At 63.0% G+C, this 19,555-nt stretch carries 16 protein-coding genes and 1 pseudogene; 5 read left to right on the top strand and 12 right to left on the bottom strand.

Annotated elements, in window-relative coordinates; genetic code table 11:
- Positions 1-10 precede the first annotated feature (10 nt).
- The 4 genes and pseudogenes from urtA to IVB22_RS33265 form a co-directional block, all read right to left on the bottom strand.
- Positions 11-1,283, bottom strand: a pseudogene (gene urtA / locus IVB22_RS33280) (urea ABC transporter substrate-binding protein).
- A complete protein-coding gene (locus IVB22_RS33275) occupies positions 1,280-3,187 on the bottom strand; it encodes an adenylate/guanylate cyclase domain-containing protein (protein WP_247521385.1) in 1,908 nt (635 codons plus the stop codon). The pseudogene urtA and the gene IVB22_RS33275 overlap by 4 nt, the downstream one beginning before the upstream one ends.
- Before the next feature lie 234 nt (positions 3,188-3,421).
- Positions 3,422-4,228, bottom strand: coding sequence for an enoyl-CoA hydratase/isomerase family protein (locus tag IVB22_RS33270; protein WP_247521384.1), 807 nt, complete (start codon positions 4,226-4,228; stop codon positions 3,422-3,424).
- A 73-nt stretch (positions 4,229-4,301) separates the two neighbouring features.
- The gene (locus tag IVB22_RS33265; RefSeq protein WP_249805527.1) at positions 4,302-5,063 is read right to left on the bottom strand and encodes a hypothetical protein; all 762 of its coding nucleotides are present in this window, start codon (positions 5,061-5,063) and stop codon (positions 4,302-4,304) included.
- Positions 5,064-5,125: 62 nt separating this feature from the next.
- Here IVB22_RS33265 and nthA point away from each other — a divergent pair, with 62 nt between their 5' ends.
- From nthA to IVB22_RS33250, 3 genes are read left to right on the top strand one after another with little or no spacing between them, the layout of a single operon-like run.
- Positions 5,126-5,773, top strand: coding sequence for a nitrile hydratase subunit alpha (nthA, locus tag IVB22_RS33260; RefSeq protein ID WP_247521382.1), 648 nt, complete (start codon positions 5,126-5,128; stop codon positions 5,771-5,773).
- Entirely contained in the window at positions 5,773-6,432 is a 660-nt protein-coding gene (gene nthB, locus IVB22_RS33255) for a nitrile hydratase subunit beta (protein ID WP_247521381.1), read from the top strand. Before nthA ends, nthB begins: the two co-directional genes overlap by 1 nt.
- Positions 6,432-6,818, top strand: coding sequence for a nitrile hydratase accessory protein (locus IVB22_RS33250; RefSeq protein WP_247521582.1), 387 nt, complete (start codon positions 6,432-6,434; stop codon positions 6,816-6,818). Before nthB ends, IVB22_RS33250 begins: the two co-directional genes overlap by 1 nt.
- Here the strand turns inward: IVB22_RS33250 and queC are convergent.
- Entirely contained in the window at positions 6,815-7,528 is a 714-nt protein-coding gene (gene queC / locus IVB22_RS33245) for a 7-cyano-7-deazaguanine synthase QueC (protein ID WP_247521380.1), read from the bottom strand. The two genes, IVB22_RS33250 and queC, sit on opposite strands and share 4 nt — an antisense overlap.
- Before the next feature lie 129 nt (positions 7,529-7,657).
- On the opposite strand from queC, the gene mazG reads away from it, so the two are divergent.
- Positions 7,658-8,551 (top strand): nucleoside triphosphate pyrophosphohydrolase, encoded by an 894-nt coding sequence (gene mazG, locus IVB22_RS33240; protein WP_247521379.1) that lies wholly within the window; start codon positions 7,658-7,660, stop codon positions 8,549-8,551.
- A 60-nt stretch (positions 8,552-8,611) separates the two neighbouring features.
- Here mazG and hflX read toward each other — a convergent pair whose 3' ends face one another.
- From hflX to dusB, 7 genes are all read right to left on the bottom strand, one after another.
- A complete protein-coding gene (gene hflX, locus IVB22_RS33235; RefSeq protein ID WP_247521378.1) occupies positions 8,612-9,991 on the bottom strand; it encodes a GTPase HflX in 1,380 nt (459 codons plus the stop codon).
- A gap of 11 nt (positions 9,992-10,002) precedes the next feature.
- Positions 10,003-10,251, bottom strand: coding sequence for an RNA chaperone Hfq (gene hfq / locus IVB22_RS33230; protein WP_006020546.1), 249 nt, complete (start codon positions 10,249-10,251; stop codon positions 10,003-10,005).
- 304 nt (positions 10,252-10,555) lie between these two features.
- Complete coding sequence (locus IVB22_RS33225; RefSeq protein WP_247521377.1) at positions 10,556-11,926, bottom strand: sigma-54 dependent transcriptional regulator; 1,371 nt, start codon at positions 11,924-11,926, stop codon at positions 10,556-10,558.
- Between the two features lie 17 nt (positions 11,927-11,943).
- Positions 11,944-14,289 carry a PAS domain-containing sensor histidine kinase gene (locus tag IVB22_RS33220; protein WP_247521376.1) on the bottom strand — a complete coding sequence of 782 codons (2,346 nt, stop codon included), beginning with the start codon at positions 14,287-14,289 and terminating at the stop codon, positions 11,944-11,946.
- Positions 14,290-14,457: 168 nt separating this feature from the next.
- Positions 14,458-15,900 carry a nitrogen regulation protein NR(I) gene (gene ntrC / locus IVB22_RS33215; protein ID WP_247521375.1) on the bottom strand — a complete coding sequence of 481 codons (1,443 nt, stop codon included), beginning with the start codon at positions 15,898-15,900 and terminating at the stop codon, positions 14,458-14,460.
- Between the two features lie 9 nt (positions 15,901-15,909).
- Positions 15,910-17,085, bottom strand: a complete 1,176-nt coding sequence (locus IVB22_RS33210) for a nitrogen regulation protein NR(II) (RefSeq protein ID WP_247521374.1) — start codon at positions 17,083-17,085, stop codon at positions 15,910-15,912.
- A complete protein-coding gene (gene dusB / locus IVB22_RS33205; protein ID WP_247521581.1) occupies positions 17,082-18,083 on the bottom strand; it encodes a tRNA dihydrouridine synthase DusB in 1,002 nt (333 codons plus the stop codon). The genes IVB22_RS33210 and dusB overlap by 4 nt, the downstream gene beginning before the upstream one ends.
- Before the next feature lie 289 nt (positions 18,084-18,372).
- On the opposite strand from dusB, the gene IVB22_RS33200 reads away from it, so the two are divergent.
- A complete protein-coding gene (locus tag IVB22_RS33200) occupies positions 18,373-19,554 on the top strand; it encodes a bifunctional 2-C-methyl-D-erythritol 4-phosphate cytidylyltransferase/2-C-methyl-D-erythritol 2,4-cyclodiphosphate synthase (protein ID WP_247521373.1) in 1,182 nt (393 codons plus the stop codon).
- The last annotated feature ends 1 nt before the right edge of the window (position 19,555 follow it).

Here is a 19,555-nt window from a genome sequence, read left to right as displayed (position 1 = left end):
GCCACGTCCGTCACCACTCCTTGTACGTCGGCTCGATGCATCCCCCGCAGACCCAGGGAAAGGTCCAATCGGCCGTACGGTTGGCGCTGTCGGGGATGTACCTGCTCCACGCATCGGCTCGGACCGGATTGATCGACTGCCAGATGACATTGAAGGTCCCGGAAGAATTTATCTTGCCTATCATGACCGGCTTGGAAAGATGATGATTGGTGTTCATTACAACCTCGAAGCCGCTCGGCGCCTTGATCCTCTGACCGTACGTGGCTTGCCGGACCGCATCTATGTTGGTTGTGCCCGCCTGGACGACGGCTTGCGCCCACATCCTGAAGCCAATGAAGGTGGCCTCCATCGGATCATTCGTGGTTTTGTCTCGTTGCTGGTTGAAGTCCGCCCACATGTTCACGAAAGCGTCGTTCTCTGCTGACTTGACCGACTGGAAGTAATTCCAGGCCGCCAGGTGCCCGACGGGGGCAATGTCCGCATCAAGCAATTCGCGCTCGCCCATCGAGAAAGCCATCACCGGAATTACGTTGGCGTCTACGTGTTGGGCTGCTAGTTCGCTGTAGAGGTGCGTGTTTGCATCGCCGTTAACGGTTGATATGACTGCGGTTTTTTCCCTCCGAACCGAAGGCCTTGATCCGCCTGACGATCTCTCGCCATTCGTAATGGCCGAACGGCGTATAGATCGTCATGATGTCATCTGGCGACACCCCGTCTGCAGCAAGATACGCGCTCAGGATTCGGTTGATCGTGCGCGGGTAAACGTAGTCGGTACCGAGCAGAACCCATCTGCGAACCTTGCCCCCCTCATTGCTGATCAGATATCGAACGGCCGGAATTGCTTGCTGGTTGGGCGCGGCTCCGGTGTAGAAAATGCTACGCGAGCTTTCTTCACCCTCGTACTGCACAGGGTAGAAGAGCAAGCCGTTCAATTCCTCGAAAATCGGCAGCACGGACTTGCGCGAGGCGGAGGTCCAGCATCCAAATACAACGGCGACCTTGTCGTTCGAGAGTAGTTGCCTGGCTTTTTCCGCAAAGACGTTCCAATCGGACGCGGGATCAACAACGACCGGCTCCAGTTTCCGTCCGAGCAGCCCGCCCTTCTTGTTTTGGTCTGCTATCAGCATGAGAACGGTGTTCTTGAGCGCCGACTCGCTGATTGCCATGGTTCCTGACGAAGAATGGAGAATTCCGATTTTAATGGTGTCCTCGCCTGCGTGAGCCGCTGAGACAGCGAGCATCAGCAACAAGCCGAACAACCTTGGCATGACACCTGGCATCATTGATTTCCTATCGCGGCCCCGACCAACTCGAAGATGCGGGTTTCCTTCGTCATGCCCTTGGCAACCACCGACTCGAAGGCTCTGAATTGGAAGCAGTGCTGAACCCGCGAATAGACGCCTTCGCTCACAAGAATGGTGGTCCCAAATTGCTTGTTCAGCCCTTCGAGGCGCGCCGCCAGATTTACCGTATTGCCAAGGGCAGTGTAGTTCATGCGCTCCGTCGACCCGAGATTGCCGACGACGGCCTCCCCGACATGAATGCCAAATCGCGTGAAGAACGGCTTCAGACCCTCGGTTTCAAACTGAGAGTTGAGCTCTTCACATGCCGCCCTGCCCGCAAGAGCTGTCCGGCAGGCCCGCTCGACGTGGTCGGGCTGTGGATTGGGTGCGTTCCAGAACACCATCACTGCGTCGCCAATGAACTTGTCGACTGTTCCGCCTTCGGCGAGGAAAGCCTCCGTAAGCACGGAAAAATATCGCGACGTTTGGTGCATGAGAGTGTCAGGGTCGGCGGACTCTGCGATCGTCGTAAAATCCCGGACGTCGGTGAAAACGACGGTGATCTCCTCTCGAGCACCGCCAAGCTCGGTTGAGATGGAATCATCGACGATCCGCTGGACGATCTCCTTGGGGACAAAATGTGCGAACGACCACATGGCGCGTTGCGCGAGCTCCATTGCACTGCCGAGCTCGTGAACTTCCTTGATGCGTGACGTTACCGACGAGGGACCGGGCGCAGCCAGCGTCTGGAGTTTGACTGCTTGGGCAGTAATGTCTCTTAGGGATCGAGACATTCCGCCGCCAAATATCCAAATGACCGGAATAAAAGCAGCGCTGGCGATAATCGCGAGGATTAATCCGGTGAACTGGAGCTTGCGAACACCTTGAGCAAAGTCTTCTTGGGCCGCCAGCAACAAGATGTTGGCGTTGTACTGCTCACCCAGGTTGAATTTTGTCATCCTGAACAGAAAGTCCCGCCCGTGATCGTCACGGATGCTTCCATCGTAGTGGTCGCGACCATCCGACCTTCGCAAGGCTTCCTGCACGACTCCGGAGTTGATTTCCTTGATGCTTGGCAATTGCGGTTGGGATGGATGCGTCATCGCATCGACAGTGAATTGTGCGAAATTGGGGTGGGCAATAAGCGCGCCGGTCGAGTCGAAGATCAAGACACTGCCGTGCGCTCCAGGTCGTTGCGCCTGGACGAATTCGCTGAAGCTGTCGAGCTTGAGATCTGCGGCAAGGACGCCGGACACTTTGCCTCGCAACGGCGCGCTAACCGTGATCACCGGTGCGCCGATGCTGAATGCAAGATATGGCGATGAGACCAGCGCTCGGTCGGCTTTCACCGTCTCGCGATACCAGCTCCGCTTGCGCGCGTCGTATCCGTACTTCCATAGATCGAGCTGCCCGACCTGGTTGCCCTGCTGATCCTCGAAAATTCGTCGCATCGGCAGATCGCCACTGGGCGTGGGGCGGACCAAATTGATCGCAATGTTAGCGTGAGGCGTCGCGCGCAACCTTCCGCGCTGCTCGTCGTTGAGACCGTCAATGCGCCGTACCTGCAACCAGGCGCCGTTTTCGAAGCCTGCATAGACACTGTCCATTTGGGGCAGTTCTTGCAGTGCGGCTTTGAATAGCGGGATCGCATGGCCCGTCTCGGTTCTTTCATTTGAATCGGCCACACTGGAACTTGTCGCCAGCACATGTACCAACGACGCCATGGTGGAAATCTCGGTCCGGAGGCGCCCGAGCGCCTTCGCGCTGGTCGCATCCATATAGGCAGACGCGGCTTCATGCGTGGCCCAACGAAGAGCCAGCACCTGAATTGCGATTAGCAGCACGGCCAGAGCGACGATAAAGGCCATTACCGCGAAGGTGAGCGAGGTTCGAAATGTGAACATCCCGTGTGCCCTCCTCGTAAAGGATACAGCCGGTAAGTCTCTTCGCCGTTCGTTCACGCGCCGCTTCCGCGCAAGCGCAATGTCTGTATCGAAATCAACACGGGGGTTCCCCGGCCCAGTCCCTGCAGGCGATATTTGACCGAACCCTGGAACGGCATCAGGCCAGCGCCTTGCGATAAATCAAGGAGCGCCCAGCGCGCAACGCGGAGCGCCTGGCGGCGACGTCACGCCATTCTACCTGCCCTTGAACCGCGGTTTGCGGCGGCCGAGGAACGCCTCGACGCCCTCCTTGTGATCCTCGGACATGCTCGCCAGCGCGAACTGGTCGACGTCCATGTGACTGGCGAGATCGTCGAGCGCGTGGGCCAGGCGGTTGACGGTCAGCTTGGTCATGGCGACCGACAGCGGCGGCTGGGCGGCGACCTTGGCGGCAAGCGCCATCGCGGCATCGAACGCCTTGCCGGGTTCAGCCACCTCCTCCACCAGCCGCCATTCGTACGCCTCGGCGGCCGAGATGCGCTGATCGGCCAGGATGACGGCCTGCTTGGTGCGGGCCGGCCCCATCAGGTGCAGCATGCGCGGCACGCTCTGCCAGCTCATGTTCATGCCGAGCCCGATCTCGGGCACGCGCATATGGGCGTCTCTGGCCATCACCCGGAAGTCCAGCGCGACAGCCAGCGCCACGCCACCACCGACGCAAAATCCCTCGATGGCGCCGATGGTGATCTGCTCCATGTCCTGCCAGGCCCGCGTCAGCCGCGGTCCGAGTTTCAGGTGCCGGCGCAGCGCGCCGAGATCCATGGACTTGCGGGACCGGCCTTCCGGATCCTTCAGGTCGAAACCCGCGGTGAACGATTTGGAGCCGCCGGTCAGCACCACGACCGAGGTTTCGCCGTCATCCTCAAAGCTTCGGGCGGCGTCCGTGAGCTGGCGCAGCGCCTCCGGCGACATCGCATTGATGCCGTCGCCGCGGTCGAAACGCACGACCGCGATGCGGCCATCCGGTCCCAGACCTTTTTCGATCTTCACAAATTCGGCCACTGCGTCGCCTCCCTACTCGCTATTCTACCGAACTCTAGCCGAGATAAGGTTGGGCTGCAGCATGCCTGCCAGCTTACAGATGACCCGTGCGATGGTGCTCCGGCTTGGCGCCGGGCACCGGAAAACGGATCGTGGTGCCGAGCGTGATCCAGTTGGCGTTCTCGCCCGAGATGTTGCGACCGTAGATCAGGTCAACAGAGAAAATCTCGTTCGGCCGGTAACGCACGCCGGTCTGAAACCGCGGCTGGACCACGCTTGGTGTATCCAATTGGCCTGCCTGTCCAAAGGCTTCGATCGTCCACTGCAAGGTGTCGGTGAACTTCCAGTCGAATCCGATGCCGTAGAGCAGATAATGGCGATCGACGCTGCGGTCCCACAGCCAGCCGCCGTTGACGTTGATGCGCATGGTCTCGTTCAGCCGGAACGTCGCGGGGATCACGGCAAAGGCCGAGACGTGTTCGCCGGTCAGCGCATCGAAACCTCCGCCGGCGTAGAACGAGATGCCAAGCCTGCCGACCCCAGTTGGCGCAATGTTCATCTTGGCTTTTGGCTGGATCGTGGTACCCCATTCACCATCGCTGCGCGCGCGGCTGGTGAACATGCTCAACTCAACGGGCTTGAACGCATTGACCACGCAGGATGGATTGGCGACCGCCGTAAAATCGGTGTTAGAGGCCGTCGACAGCCAGCTCTCGACCTTGCATGAGCCAGCCTCGCCAATGTCGGCGGCGTCGACCGCATAGGCGCCATTCGCCGCCCGCGCCTTTCCGGCCGGAAGCCAGGCCAAAATGGCCACAGCCGCCGCTATTTTGGTGCACCCTGCCCCGATCCCCATGGGCAAATGCTAGCAGAGTCTCCACCTCGACATAGCCCGGATTTTGCGCCTATCCTGACGGCATGAGCGACCATGATCACGATCACCACGACCATCACCACCACCACGATCACGACCATTCCGAGCTGTCGGAGACCGAACTGCGCGTGCGTGCGCTGGAGTCGATTCTGACCGAGAAAGGCTATGTCGATCCGGCGTCCCTCGATCTCCTGATCGATCTCTATGAAAAGAAAATCGGACCGCGCAACGGCGTTCGCGTGGTCGCCAAGGCCTGGAGCGATCCCGCCTATCGCGAACGGCTGATGAAGGACGCGACGGCTGCGATTGCCGAGCTCGACTATTCCGGCCGCCAGGGCGAGCATATGGTGGTGGTCGAGAACACGCCCGAGCAGCACAACATGGTCGTGTGCACGTTGTGCTCCTGCTACCCGCATCCGGTGCTGGGTCTACCCCCGGTCTGGTACAAATCCGCGCCCTATCGCTCGCGCGCCGTCTCCGATCCCCGCGGCGTGTTGAAAGATTTCGGCGTGACGCTGTCGGACACCACCAAGATCCGGGTCTGGGATTCCACGGCCGAAATCCGCTACCTCGTGCTGCCAATGCGGCCTGAGGGTACCGAGGGCTGGAGCGCCGAGCAGCTCGCCGAGCTTGTCACCCGCGACAGCATGATCGGCACGGGCCTGCCCAAACAGCCGGGCGAGACCGCCTGATGGACGGCGCGCATGACATGGGCGGCGCCAAGGGCTTTGGCCCTGTTGTGCCCGAGCCGAACGAGCCGGTGTTTCACGGCGACTGGGAGCGCCGCGCCTTTGCGCTGACGGTCGCCATGGCGCGTCCGGGCGGCTGGAACATCGACATGTCGCGGTTTGCGCGCGAGAACCGACCGCCCGAGGATTATCTCAGCAAGAGTTATTTCCAGATTTGGCTGGCCGGGCTGGAAACGCTGATGATCGAGCGTGGGCTGGTGACGCGCGAGGAGATCGAAGCCGGCAAGGTACTGTCGCCGCCGAAGCCGGGCGTCACGCCGATCGCCCCAACTGAGGTCACGCCGGCGATCCGGCGCGGCGGCCCGACCGAACGCGAGGCGAAGCGGCCCGCGATGTTTGCGGTCGGCGAGACTGTGCGGATGAAGGACATCCACCCGGTGACGCATACACGGTTGCCGCAATATGTCCGCGGCCATCTCGGCACCATTGAGCTCAATCACGGCTGTCACGTCTTCCCCGACACCAACTCGCTCGGCAAGGGCGAAGACCCGCAATGGCTCTACACCGTGCGTTTCGACGGGCCGGAATTGTGGGGCAAGGATGCCGACCCGACGCTCAGCGTCTCCGTCGATGCCTGGGAATCCTATCTGGAGCGCGTGTGATGAATCTGACCCCGCAACAGGCAATGCGGGCGGCTGTCGCCGTCCCCGGCGTGCCCCGCGACGAGGACGGCCCGGTATTTCGCGAGCCGTGGGAGGCACGCGCCTTCGCCATGGCACTGGCGCTGCACGAGGCCGGCGTCTTCACCTGGAAGGAATGGGCGGAGACGCTGGGCGCGCAAATCAAGCGCGCGCAGGCTGCCGGCGATCCCGACACCGGCGAGACCTATTACCGGCACTGGCTCGCCACGCTGGAAACACTCGTCGCCGCCAAGGGTGTCACGACATCGGACGTCCTGCATCGCTACCGCGACGCCTGGGACCACGCCGCCGACCGCACACCGCACGGCGCGCCGATCGAGCTGACGCCTGGGGATTTCGGCAGTTAGGCCAGCGCCGCATATTCCCGCCAGCCCTTCGCCCGCAACGCGCAGGCCGGGCATTCGCCGCAGCCATAGCCCCAATCGTGCTGCGCGCCGCGCTCGCCGAGGTAACAGGTGTGGGAGTGCTCGCGGATCAGGTCGACCAGCCCTCCCCCGCCGAGCTCTTGCGCGAGCTTCCAGGTCGAGGCCTTGTCGAGCCACATCAGCGGCGTATGCAGCTCAAAATTCTTGGCCATGCCGAGATTGAGCGCGGACTGCAGCGCCTTGATGGTCTCGTCGCGGCAATCGGGATAGCCCGAATAGTCCGTCTCGCACATGCCGCCGATGATGTGGCGGATGCCACGCCGGTACGCGAGCGCCGCCGCGAAGGTGAGAAACACCAGGTTGCGGCCGGGCACGAAGGTGTTGGGCAGGCCGTCCTCGCCCATGGCAATGGCAACATCACGCGTCAGCGCGGTGTCGGAAATTTCGGCCAGTGTCGGGATTTCCAGCGTATGGCTGTCGCCGAGTCTTGCCGCCCAGTCCGGTCGCAAAGATTTCAGCCCCGACAGCAGCGGGTCGCGGCAGGCAAGCTCGATGGCGTGGCGCTGGCCGTAGCTGAAACCGAGCATTTCGACCCGGGCAAAGCGCTGCAGCGCCCAGGCAAGGCAGGTGGTGGAATCCTGCCCGCCGGAAAACAGCACCAACGCGGTTTCGGACGGTGATTGATCGCTCATGAGGGGCCATTAGCATTCCCGCGTCTTGAGGCCAACCGGTGGAAATTGCCCGATTTCGGTTCGTTCCGCTGGGATCGCTGCGCCGCTTGCGGCATAAAGCGGCTCGTTCTCCCAAGCGACGGAAACCCCATGACCCCTTCCCGCGATATTTCCCGCCTCATTGAGATCATGGCGGCGCTGCGCACGCCAGTAACGGGCTGTCCATGGGACCTTGAGCAGAATTTTGCGACGATCGCGCCCTACACCATCGAGGAAGCCTATGAGGTTGCCGATGCGATCACGCGCGGCGATTTCGATGATCTCCGCGAGGAACTCGGCGATCTGCTGCTGCAGGTCGTCTATCACGCGCGCATGGCGGAAGAGCAAAACGCCTTTGCCTTCGGCGACGTGGTCGAAGCGATCACACGGAAGATGATCCGCCGCCATCCGCATGTGTTCGCCGACAAGGACGGCAATATCGCCGCCGCCGGCGTCAAGAGCGCCTGGGAGCGCATCAAGGCCGAGGAAAAAGCCGAGCGTGCGGCGCGACGGCCGCCTGAAGAGACGGCGCACAAATCTCTGCTCGCGACCGTCAAGGCCGGCCAGCCTGCCTTGACGCGGGCGATGGAATTGCAGCGCAAGGCCTCCACCGTCGGCTTCGACTGGAACGATCCTCGCGCGGTGCTCAGCAAGATCCGCGAGGAGGCTGACGAGATCGAGGCGGCCCTCGATAACGGCAACGCTGAGGAACTCGCGGCCGAAACCGGCGATCTTCTGTTCGCCCTGGTCAACCTGGCCCGCCACGTCGGCGCCGATCCCGAAACCGCGCTGCGCGGTACCAACGCCAAGTTCGAACGCCGCTTCGCCTATATCGAGCGTGCGCTCTCGGCGAAGGGACGCTCACTCGAGGACGCGACACTGGAGGAGATGGACGCGCTGTGGAACGACGCGAAGGGCGTAGAACAATCCCTGTCGTCGTCTCGGCCAAGCGGAGCGCGAGCCGGGACCCATACCGCGGAATCTCGAGATAGGGCACGCGGCTAGTATCGCGCATAAAACCACGGCCTGTGGTTATGGGTCCCCGCTTCGCGGGGACGACAACTGCTATGGGGCCGAATGCGGCACGGCGTCGAATCTGGACACCACGATGTCACGCTTGGTCTCGTCGACGCGCACCGTCATGTCAAAGCGTCCGTCGTGAAGTTCCTTGTTGAGCACTTCGGCATTGCGATGCAGCCAGCTGATGCCGGCGCCGTCGGAAGCATCGATAGACAGAACGAGCGTCGTGCGTGTCGCCGCCAGCCGATCCTCGATCGCGGTCAACAGCTCATTGACCCCCTCGCCTGACACGGCCGAGACCAGGAAACACGGCCGCTCCGGCGGACGGCGCGCGGCGATGTTGCGCAGGTTTTCGCGCTCCTCGGGATCGAAGCGATCGATCTTGTTCCAGACTTCGAGGATGCGAGCGCCAGAGTCGGGATCGATGCCGAGCTGACGCAGCACGGTGTCGACGTCGCGCTCCTGCGCCTCCGCGTCTTCATGCGAGATGTCGCGGACATGGAGAATGATATCGGCCTCGAGCACCTCTTCCAGCGTGGCGCGAAACGCAGCGACGAGTTGCGTCGGCAGGTTGGAAATGAATCCGACGGTGTCCGACAGCATCGCCTTGCCGCCATGCGGCAGGCTCAGCGCCCGCAAGGTCGGGTCGAGCGTTGCAAACAGCATGTCGGCGGCCTGTACGTCCGCACGCGTCAGGCGGTTGAACAGCGTCGACTTGCCGGCGTTGGTGTAGCCGACCAGCGCCACCACGCGATACGGCACCCGCTGCCGGCCGGCGCGATGCAGGCGCCGCGTCGCCTGAACCTTCTTGAGTTCGTTCTCCAGCCGCGTGATGCGATCGCCGATCAGGCGGCGGTCGGCCTCGATCTGGGTCTCGCCGGGGCCGCCCATGAATCCGAAGCCGCCGCGCTGGCGCTCCAGATGGGTCCACGATCGCACCAGCCGGCTGCGCTGATAATTGAGATGCGCCAGTTCGACCTGCAGCGAACCTTCCTTGGTCTTGGCGCGGCGGCCGAAGATTTCCAGGATCAGGCCAGTGCGGTCGAGAACCTTGGTGTTCCACGCCTTCTCGAGATTGCGCTGCTGGATCGGCGACAGCGCGCAATCCATCACCACAAGTTCGATGTCGTGGCCCGCGATCAGGCCGGTGATCTCCTCGACCTTGCCCTTGCCGAGATAGGTCGCAGGCCTGATCTGGCTGATCGGCGCAATCAGCGCCTCTGATATCGTGAGGTCGATGGCGCGCGCCAGACCCGTCGCTTCCTCGATCCGGGCCTCGGAATCGCGCACGACTTCGCTCGCCTGCGCATCGGCATCGCCGCGGCGCATTCGCAAATAAGGGCCGATGACGATCACCCGCCCGCTTTGCTTACCCTCCGCCGACCGCGGACGATCGGCGCTCCCTTCACGGTTGAGGGGTTCCAATCAGTTCACTCTCAAGCCGGAGCATCCTCGCCGCCTTCGAACAACTGAATCGGAGCTCCCGGCATGATGGTCGAGATCGCGTGCTTGTAGACAAGCTGCGAATGACCGTCGCGCCGAAGCAACAAGCAGAAGTTGTCAAACCAGGTAACAATCCCCTGCAGCTTCACTCCATTGACCAGAAAGATCGTTAGTGGCGTTTTTGTTTTACGAACGTGATTCAGGAAGGTGTCTTGTAGATTTTGTGCGCGGTCTGCCGCCATTGTTTTTGTCCCGCCGTCTCGTGCTTCTTTTTGTTAAGCCGGTTGTTGCTCTCTCACGGAGCCTGCCCCGACTCGCCGGCTTCCCCTGAGATCCCCCTCCGGTCGGCTCGGCAGGACGATTAGAGGGCACGCGCGGTTTTAAGGCAAGCCGGTTCGCGTTCCGCCTAGCAGGAACCCAGTGGCCATTCTCCATAAAAGTGCGGAAAGAGATAAATATTCCAAAGCAAATGCATGGATCGGCTCGGAGCGAGCGAGATGAGCCGCAGAGTCCGGCACGTAGCGAACAGGCGATTCACTCAAGGCCTCAGCCGACCCCAAGCGCCTTGAGCTTGCGGTGTAGCGCCGAACGCTCCATGCCGACGAATTCGGCCGTGCGCGAAATGTTGCCCGAGAAGCGACTGATCTGCGCGATCAGGTAATCACGCTCGAACACTTCTCGCGCCTCGCGCAGCGGCAGTCCCATGATGTGCTCGCCATTGTTGCTGGTCGGCATCGCCGGCACCATCGAACCCACATCCTGCGGCAGCATGTCGGCGGTGATGATCGCTTCAGGACCGCCGCCCGCCAAAATCATGACGCGCTCCACATTGTTGCGGAGCTGGCGGACGTTGCCGGGCCAGACATGCGACTGCAATACCGCCATTGCGTCCTGGCCGATCTGCCGCTTCGGCAAACCCGTCGCCGCCGATATCTGGTCCATGAAATAGTCGATCAGTTCGGGGATGTCCTCGCGCCGCTCCGACAGCGGGGGGACGCGGATCGGCACCACCGACAGCCGGTGGTAGAGATCCTCGCGGAACCGCCCTTCCGCGATCTCTTCCTCCAGATTGCGCGCCGTCGAGGAGATGATGCGAACATCGACATGAATCTTGGCGGTGCCGCCGGAGCGCTGAAAGGTCTGATCGACCAGCACGCGCAGGATCTTGTTCTGGGTCTCGCGCGGCATGTCGGCGATTTCGTCGATGAACAGTGTGCCGCCGTGGGCCTCTTCCAGCGCGCCCGGCTTGCGCGCCTGCTCGCCGTTCGACTGCTCGATGCCGAACAATTCGACTTCCATCCGCTCCGGCGTGATCGCGGCGGCGTTGATGACGACGAACGGTCCTTCTGAACGGCTCGATGCATTGTGCAGCGTGCGTGCGGCCAGTTCCTTGCCCGAACCGGAGGGGCCGACGATCAGGATGCGGCTGTTGGCCTTGGCCGCCCGGTCGATGGTCTGGCGCAACTGGTTCATGCAGGCGGAGCGGCCGGTGAGTACGCTCGCGGTGGGAGCCAGTTGCTTGAGTTCCTTCACCTCGCGCTTGAGCCGCGAGGTTTCCAGCGCCCGCGTCGCCACCAGGATCAGCCGGTCGGACTTGAACGGCTTTTCGATGAAGTCATAGGCGCCACGCTTGATGGCCGCGACCGCGGTCTCGATGTTGCCGTGGCCGGAGATCATCACGACGGGGACGTCGGCGTGATCCTTCTTGATCTGCTCAAGCAGTTGCAGGCCGTCGAGCTTGGAGCCCTGCAGCCAGATGTCGAGAAACACCAGATGCGGACGGCGGTTGGCAATCTCGCCAAGGGCGGAATCGCTGTCGCGCGCGGTCCGGGTACTGAAACCCTCGTCGTCCAGGATGCCCGCAACGAGGTCGCGAATATCGGCTTCGTCATCGACAATCAGAATGTCACTGGCCATGGGTTACACCTGTCTTGTCAGTTGCCTGTTGCCGCTTCGGTTTTTGCTTCATCATTGGTCGCGGATGCCGCCTCATTGGTTTCGCCTGACGGCGCATTTGTTTCATTGCCCTGCTGGTTTGCTTCCGGCTGCTTCGCTTCCGTCTTCGGCGCATGGCCTGACACGGCGAACCGCAGCCGCATCCAGGCTCCGCGCTGCCCGGGCCGGAAATCGGAGGCATCCTTGAGTTCGATGCGGCCGCCATGGTCTTCCAGCACGCGGCCGACGATGGCGAGCCCGAGCCCGGTGCCCTTCTGGCGCGTCGTCACATAAGGCTCCAGCAACCGCGCGCGGCTCACCTTCGGCAGGCCGATACCATTGTCGATCACGTCGATCACGATGTCGTCGTTTTCGCGCGCGGCAACGACATCGATACGTCCCTTGCCGAGTTCTTCCGGCGGCACCTGCTCGATCGCCTCCGTCGCGTTCTTGATGATGTTGGTCAGCGCCTGCGAAATCAGCCGGCGGTCGAACTGCGCGCGCATCGGATCCTGCTTGATATCGGCCTCGATATTGAGATCAGGATGCCCAACCTTCATCAGGAATACCGCCTGCCGCACGGTATCGGCAACGTCCTCGCCCTCCATGACCGGCTTTGGCATCCGCGCGAAGCGAGAGAATTCATCAACCATCCGCCTGATGTCGTCGACCTGCCGCACGATGGTGTCGGTGCACTGTTCGAAGATGCCCTTGTCTTCGATGATGACCTTGCCGAATTTACGGCGGATGCGCTCGGCCGAAAGCTGGATCGGCGTCAGCGGGTTCTTGATTTCGTGGGCGATGCGGCGCGCGACGTCGCCCCATGCCGATGTCCGCTGCGCTGAGACGAGCTCCGTGATGTCGTCGAGCGTGATGATGTAGCTGTCGCGCGACTGGCTGGTCTGCTCGGCACTGACGCGGACTGACAGGTTGCGCTCATGGCTGTCGCGCGTAATCGTGATCTGACCCTGCACCAGCCGCTGCGTGCCCTCGCGCGCGGTCTTCATCATGTCGTCGAGCTCGGGCAGCACGTCCGACAGCGGATGGTCCAGCGTCTCGGATTCGGCATGGCCGATGAGTTTTTCGGCCGAGCGGTTCAGGATGCCGACGCTGCCCGAGGCGTCGACGCCGATGATGCCGGCGCTGGCCGAGGACAATACCGCCTCGATGAAGCGGCGGCGGCTGTCGATCAGGTCCGAAGCGCTGACCAGTTCGTCGCGCTGGGTGCGCAATTCAGCCGTCATCTTGTTGAAGGTCTCGCCGAGCTGCGCGAGGTCGCCTTCGGATTTGTGGACCGGCACCTGGACATGCAGATCGCCGGTCGAAACGATATTGGCCGCGCTCATCAAATTTCGGATCGGGGCCACCAGCCAGTTGGCGAAATTCAACCCTATCAACACCGACGCCATCAGAATGGTCAGCGCGATCACCGCAAACATCAGGGCGAAGGCGACCTGAATGCCGAGCCGGCGGGCTTCGATGGCGGCGTATTCGGCGACGCTGGCCTCGGTCTGCTTGAGCTGGCTGATCACGCGCGGATCGAGCAGGCGCGCGACGTAAAGGAAGGTATCGTCGAAGGCGCGCAACCGGATCACCGCTGCCACATAATTGGCCTCGGGGAAGACCACGATCTGCGGCTCTTCTTCATTGACGTTGCTGAGAAAATCCTTTGGCGGCGTCGAGAACTCCTGCTGGATGCCGGTCTTCGCCGTCACCAGGATGTTGCCATCCTTGTCGACCAGCATTGCTGCTGGCAGGTTTCGCGCGGCCGCATTTGCGGTCAGCAGTTCCAGAAACGACCGGCGGTCCTGGTCGAACAATGGCCGGGCTTGGGCAATATCGTTGGCCATGCCCAGGATGTCGCCGCGGATAAGCCTCGCATGCTCCTGCATGTAAGCGCGGGCAACGCTCAGCGAGTTCTGCATCACCTCGCGCGTCGGCCCCGAGAACAGCCGGTCGAGGCCGCGATCGATGGTCACGTTGGCGACGACCGCCACCAGCACCGCCGGCAATACGGCGATGATAGAGAACAGGCTGACAATCTGGACATGCAGCCGCGCCGCCGCCTTGCCCCGACGCCGGGCCTGAATCACCAGCCAGACCTCGCGAACGACGATCCCGACCAGCAGCAGGATGGTCGCCGCGTTGATCAGCAGGAATGAATAGACGACGTGGCGGGTGGGCTCGATCGGCGTCAGGCCGCTGAGCACCACGAAGGTCAGGAACGCCGATAGCAGCGCGATCCCGACCGCAAACGGTGCCACCCACTTCCGCAGGATTCCCCCTGTGGATTCGGTATGCGACGGGTCGAATGGTGATGCCGAGGTCGTTTCTGCGCTGGTCATTCCGGCAATCGGTGATTTGAAAGGGCTTGGGCCCGCCTGTCGCGGACTGATGCATTCATATCACAATGTTGCCGAATTACGACAATTCCGCGGCCATCCGACCGCTAAAGCGATCGATCCCCCAGTCGCACCACCCGTCTTTATTGCGGAAAGAGGCCAGCGCAATCCCTAGCCGCCGCTCCGGTAGACCTGAATGTCGAGGTCCCTGATCTTCTTCCGCAGCGTGTTGCGGTTGAGGCCGAGCAGGTCGGCTGCCCGGATCTGGTTGCCGCGCGTGGCCGCCAGCGCCGCGGTGAGCAGCGGCACCTCGATCTCCTTGAGGATGCGGTGGTAGAGGCCCGGCGGCGGCACGCCGTTCGGGAAGCCGGAGAAGTGCGAGGACAGGTAGGCTTCGACCGCGCCCCCCAGATTTTCCACGCCCATCGGGGCGTTGCCGCCCGAGGTGACCGCCGGCGGCGCCAGCTCGCCGTCGATGACCGAGGCCGTAATGACGTCCTGCGGGTAAAGCGCCGCCAGCCGGCGCGCGAGGTTCTCGAGTTCGCGCACGTTGCCGGGCCAGCGGTGCTGCTTGAGCCGCTCCAGTGCCAGCGTGTCGAGCTTCTTCGGCGGCAGGCCGTCCTTTTCGGCGAGCGAGAAGAAATGCCTGATGAGATCGGGCAGATCCTCGATCCGCTCCCGCAATGGAGGCAGGCGCAGCGGCACGACGTTCAGGCGGAAGAACAAATCTTCCCGGAACAAGCCCTGCTGGATCAGGATGCGCAAATCCTTGTTGCTGGCCGCCACGATCCGAACGTCGGTCTTGATCGGGGTGCGCCCGCCGACGGTGGTGTATTCGCCCTGCTGCAGCACGCGTAGCAACCGCGTCTGCGCTTCCATCGGCATGTCGCCGATTTCGTCGAGGAACAGCGTCCCGCCTTCGGCCTGCTCGAACCGGCCGGAAGCGCGGGTATTGGCGCCGGTGAACGCGCCGCGCTCATGGCCGAACAACTCGGACTCGATGAGGTCACGCGGGATCGCCGCCATGTTGACGGCGACGAACGGGCCATTGCGGCGCTTGCCGTAGTCATGCAGCGCGCGGGCGACCAGTTCCTTGCCGGTGCCGGACTCGCCGGAGATCATCACCGTGAGGTCGGTCTGCATCAGCCGCGCCAGCACCCGGTAGATCTCCTGCATCGCCGGCGAGCGTCCGACCAGGGGAATCGAATCGAATTCGGAATCGTCGGCTGAACTTGCCACCCGCTCCTTCGGCTCGGCCAGCGCGCGGCCGACGATGGTGATGAGCTCCTTCAGGTCGAACGGTTTCGGCAGATATTCATAGGCCCCGCGTTCCGAGGCCCGGATCGCCGTCATGAAGGTATTTTGCGCGCTCATGACGATGACGGGCAGGTTCGGCCGCATCTTCTTGATGCGCGGCAAGAGGTCGAACGCGTTCTCGTCCGGCATCACCACGTCGGTGATGACGAGATCGCCCTCGCCCTGGCTGACCCAACGCCACAGCGTCGCGGCGTTCCCCGTCAGGCGAACTTCATATCCGGCGCGCGAAAGCGCCTGGTTCAGAACCGTGCGGATGGCGGTGTCGTCATCGGCAACGAGAATGCTACCTGCGGGCATAATTATTCCTCATCTTGCGTCCTGTGAGGCAGGCGGCAGCGTACCCGGAACGCCGTCGCGGTTGCTTTGGTCGAACTGTTTGGTGGGACTGAACATCGGCATCAGCACGCGGAAGGTGGTCTTCCGCGGCTGCGATTCGCATTCGATGATGCCGCCGTGATCGCCGACGATCTTGGCAACCAGCGCGAGACCGAGCCCGCTGCCGGTTTGTTTCGTCGTCACGAAGGGATCGAACAGGTTCGGCAACAGGTCTTCCGGCACGCCGGAGCCGTTGTCCTTGACGCAAAATTCCAGCGGCAGCGACACCCGCGATTTCTTGCCCGGCACCGACAGGCGAACGCCGGGACGGAAGGCGGTGGTGAGCTGGATTTCCGCGTCGCTGCCTAAATCGGCGACCGCTTCGGCGGCGTTCTTCACGAGATTGAGGAACACCTGAATGAGCTGATCCTGGTTGGCCAGCACCGGCGGCAATGACGGATCGTATTCCTCGACGAAGCGGATGTTGCGGGCGAAGCCGGACTGCGCCAGCCGTTTGACGTGGTCGAGCACGGAATGGATGTTGACCGGTCCGCGCGCCACCGGACGGTCGTCGCCGAACACTTCCATGCGGTCGACCAGCGTGACGATGCGGTCGGCCTCGTCGCAGATCAGCCGAGTCAGCATGCGGTCTTCGGATGAGGCCGCCTGCTCCAGCAATTGCGCCGCGCCGCGGATGCCGGACAGCGGGTTCTTGATTTCATGCGCCAGCATCGCGGCCAGCGCGATCACCGAACGCGCCGCGCTTCGGTGCGTCAGTTGCCGGTCCATCTTGTCGGCGATGGTGCGCTCCTGCAGCATCACGACGATGTGGCCGGGCCGTTCGGTGAGCGGGGCGACGTGCAGATCGACCTGGCGGTCGCCGCCGATGCGGGGCGTGCCGAGATCGACCTTGTATTCGTTGACCGGCGAGGCGCTCGCGCGCACCTGGTCGATCAGCGCCAGCAGCGGACTGCCGAACGGCACCAGCTCCTTCAGGGACTGCCGGCGCAGGAATTGCGTCGAAATCTCGAAGAACGATTCGGCGGCGATGTTGGCGTCGACGATGCGGCCGTCGGGCGCCACCAGCAGCACCGGATTGGGCAGCGCGTTGAGGATGGCCTCGCTGTCGGCGGGCAGCGGTCGGCGATGTTCTGCGGCTGACGTCATGCGGCAGCACTCCATGCGAAATCGTCGTACGCGTCCTGCAACGATCGGTGCACGCGGTGCGGATCCTCCGACGTCAGGATCTTTTGTCGCCAGCCCTTCAGCGTCTCGGCCGGCGCGCGGCTGCATTGGCCCGCGATCTCCAGGGCCCAGCCGAGATGCTTGCGCGCGTGCTTGAGCCCGATACGCAGCCCGTAATGGCTGCAGACTTCGTCGTAGAGGGCGCGCACATGTGCGAGTTGTTCGGCCAGCGACGGTGCAGTCTCCGCCTGTCCGGTTTCGAGCCGGCGGCCGATCTGCCCTGGTAGCCAGGGCTGACCTTGCGCACCGCGCCCAATCATCACCGCGTCCGCCCCCGACACTTCCAGCGCCTGGACCGCCTTCTCGAATGAAGTGATGTCGCCATTGACGACGAGAGGCACGGAAACCGCGTCCCTGACCGCGCGCACGGCGGTCCAATCGGCCGCGCCCTTGTAGAACTGGCAACGCGTGCGCCCGTGCACGGTAATCATCTGCACGCCGGCCTGTTCTGCGCGGCGCGCGAGTTCGGGCGCGTTGAGCGAGCGATCGTCCCAGCCGAGCCGCATCTTCAGCGTCACCGGCACTTTCACCGCTGCGATCGTCGCTTCGATCAGCTTGAGCGCATGATCGAGATCACGCATCAGCGCCGAGCCGGATTGGCCGCCGGTGACATGACGTGCCGGACAGCCCATGTTGATATCGATGATGTCGGCGCCGGCCGCTTCCGCAACCCGTGCGCCCTCCGCCATCCAATGCGTCTCGCACCCCGCGAGCTGGACGACATGCGGTCCGACACCGGCTCTCTCGCAGCGCAGAAGCGACATCGGCCTGCCGTGCACGAGTTCGTCGCTGGCGGTCATCTCTGAGACGACCAGCCCGGCGCCGAGGGTGGCGGCAAGGCGTCGAAAGGGAGCATCGGTGACGCCGGACATCGGCGCCAGGAGAACCCGGTTGGCGGCAGCAATCTCGCCTATTTTCAACGGCTTAGAGCGTGAACTTTCCGGGCCGGTCACGTCGTTCTCATGGTTAGGGCGGCGGCTTCATTGCAACCGTCGAGGCATATTGTGAGCACAAATCTTGGGCAGTCAAGCTTCTTGCCTACACTTTAGACAGATCTATCATTTGTGCAAGTGCACTGCAACAAAAACCGCTTTTCCCCACAGGTGATGGGAATCACTCTGTTTTCCGTATTCGGCATGGTAAGGGCTGGGCGCCAGCGCGGCCCGAGCCCCTCCTCCTCAACCCCGATTCGTTCGTATTTGAGTCCAGATGCCCAGACCTGAGCGCACCGCAGCCATCCTCGTCGCAGCCGGACGCGGGCTTCGCGCCGGTGCTGGGGGACCCAAGCAATATCGCGAGATCGGCGGCCAGACCGTGATCTTCCGCGCCATGGAGGCGTTCTGCCGGCATCCGGACGTGTTTGCCGTGCAGCCGGTGGTGAATCCGGATGACACCGCCATCTTCAATGAAGCCGTCGCGGGACTGCGCCATCAGCCTCCCACCAATGGCGGCGCAACGCGTCAGGCATCGGTGCATGCCGGCCTCGAGGCGCTGGCCGCCGAGAAGCCCGACATCGTCCTGATCCACGACGCCGCGCGGCCCTTCGTAACGCCTGCGGTGATTTCGCGCGCGATCGATGCCGCCGGCCGCACCGGCGCCGCGGTTCCTGCGATCCCGGTCACAGACACGATCAAGCAGGTCAGCGATACCGGCGACGTCGAGGCGACGCCTGAACGCGCACGGCTGCGAATCGCGCAGACGCCACAGGCGTTTCGCTTCGATGTGATTCTCGATGCCCATCGCCGTGCCGCGCGCGATGGCCGCAGCGATTTCACCGACGATGCGGCGCTCGCCGAATGGGCGGGATTGACGGTAGCGACCTTTGAAGGCGATCCTGCAAACATGAAACTGACGACACCTGAGGATTTCGTCCGCGAGGAAGCCCGGCTCGCCGCCCAGCTCGGCGACATCAGGACCGGCACCGGCTACGACGTGCACGCTTTCGGCGACGGTGATCATCTCATGCTTTGCGGCGTGCGCGTGCCGCACACCCGCGGCTTTCTTGCTCATTCCGATGGCGACGTCGGCCTGCATGCCCTGGTCGACGCCATCCTCGGCGCGCTGGCGGACGGCGATATCGGTTCGCACTTTCCGCCGAGCGATCCGCAGTGGAAGGGCGCCGCGTCCGACAAATTCCTCAAATATGCCGTCGACCGCGTCACCGCGCGCGGCGGCCGGATCGCCAATCTCGAAGTCACGATGATCTGCGAGCGCCCGAAGATCGGGCCGCTGCGCGATACCATGCGCGCCCGTATCGCCGAGATCACCGGGCTCAACGTCTCGCGCGTCGCCGTCAAGGCGACGACCAGCGAGCGGCTCGGCTTTACCGGCCGCGAGGAAGGCATCGCCGCGACCGCGAGCGCCACCATCCGTCTCCCCTGGGGCGAATAGC

Source organism: Bradyrhizobium sp. 190 (genome assembly GCF_023073415.1).
Taxonomy (GTDB): Bacteria; Pseudomonadota; Alphaproteobacteria; order Rhizobiales; family Xanthobacteraceae; genus Bradyrhizobium.
This window is presented reverse-complemented; position numbering and strand designations above follow the sequence as displayed.

What these genes read in the sequence shown, in the direction of transcription:
- IVB22_RS33275 (WP_247521385.1), bottom strand. Translation starts at nt 3,187, where the DNA reads ATGTTCACATTTCGAACCTCGCTCACCTTCGCGGTAATGGCCTTTATC.
- IVB22_RS33265 (WP_249805527.1), bottom strand. Translation starts at nt 5,063, where the DNA reads ATGGGGATCGGGGCAGGGTGCACCAAAATAGCGGCGGCTGTGGCCATT.
- nthA (WP_247521382.1), top strand. Translation starts at nt 5,126, where the DNA reads ATGAGCGACCATGATCACGATCACCACGACCATCACCACCACCACGAT.
- nthB (WP_247521381.1), top strand. Translation starts at nt 5,773, where the DNA reads ATGGACGGCGCGCATGACATGGGCGGCGCCAAGGGCTTTGGCCCTGTT.
- IVB22_RS33250 (WP_247521582.1), top strand. Translation starts at nt 6,432, where the DNA reads ATGAATCTGACCCCGCAACAGGCAATGCGGGCGGCTGTCGCCGTCCCC.
- queC (WP_247521380.1), bottom strand. Translation starts at nt 7,528, where the DNA reads ATGAGCGATCAATCACCGTCCGAAACCGCGTTGGTGCTGTTTTCCGGC.
- mazG (WP_247521379.1), top strand. Translation starts at nt 7,658, where the DNA reads ATGACCCCTTCCCGCGATATTTCCCGCCTCATTGAGATCATGGCGGCG.
- hfq (WP_006020546.1), bottom strand. Translation starts at nt 10,251, where the DNA reads ATGGCGGCAGACCGCGCACAAAATCTACAAGACACCTTCCTGAATCAC.
- IVB22_RS33225 (WP_247521377.1), bottom strand. Translation starts at nt 11,926, where the DNA reads ATGGCCAGTGACATTCTGATTGTCGATGACGAAGCCGATATTCGCGAC.
- IVB22_RS33220 (WP_247521376.1), bottom strand. Translation starts at nt 14,289, where the DNA reads ATGACCAGCGCAGAAACGACCTCGGCATCACCATTCGACCCGTCGCAT.
- ntrC (WP_247521375.1), bottom strand. Translation starts at nt 15,900, where the DNA reads ATGCCCGCAGGTAGCATTCTCGTTGCCGATGACGACACCGCCATCCGC.
- IVB22_RS33210 (WP_247521374.1), bottom strand. Translation starts at nt 17,085, where the DNA reads ATGACGTCAGCCGCAGAACATCGCCGACCGCTGCCCGCCGACAGCGAG.
- IVB22_RS33200 (WP_247521373.1), top strand. Translation starts at nt 18,373, where the DNA reads ATGCCCAGACCTGAGCGCACCGCAGCCATCCTCGTCGCAGCCGGACGC.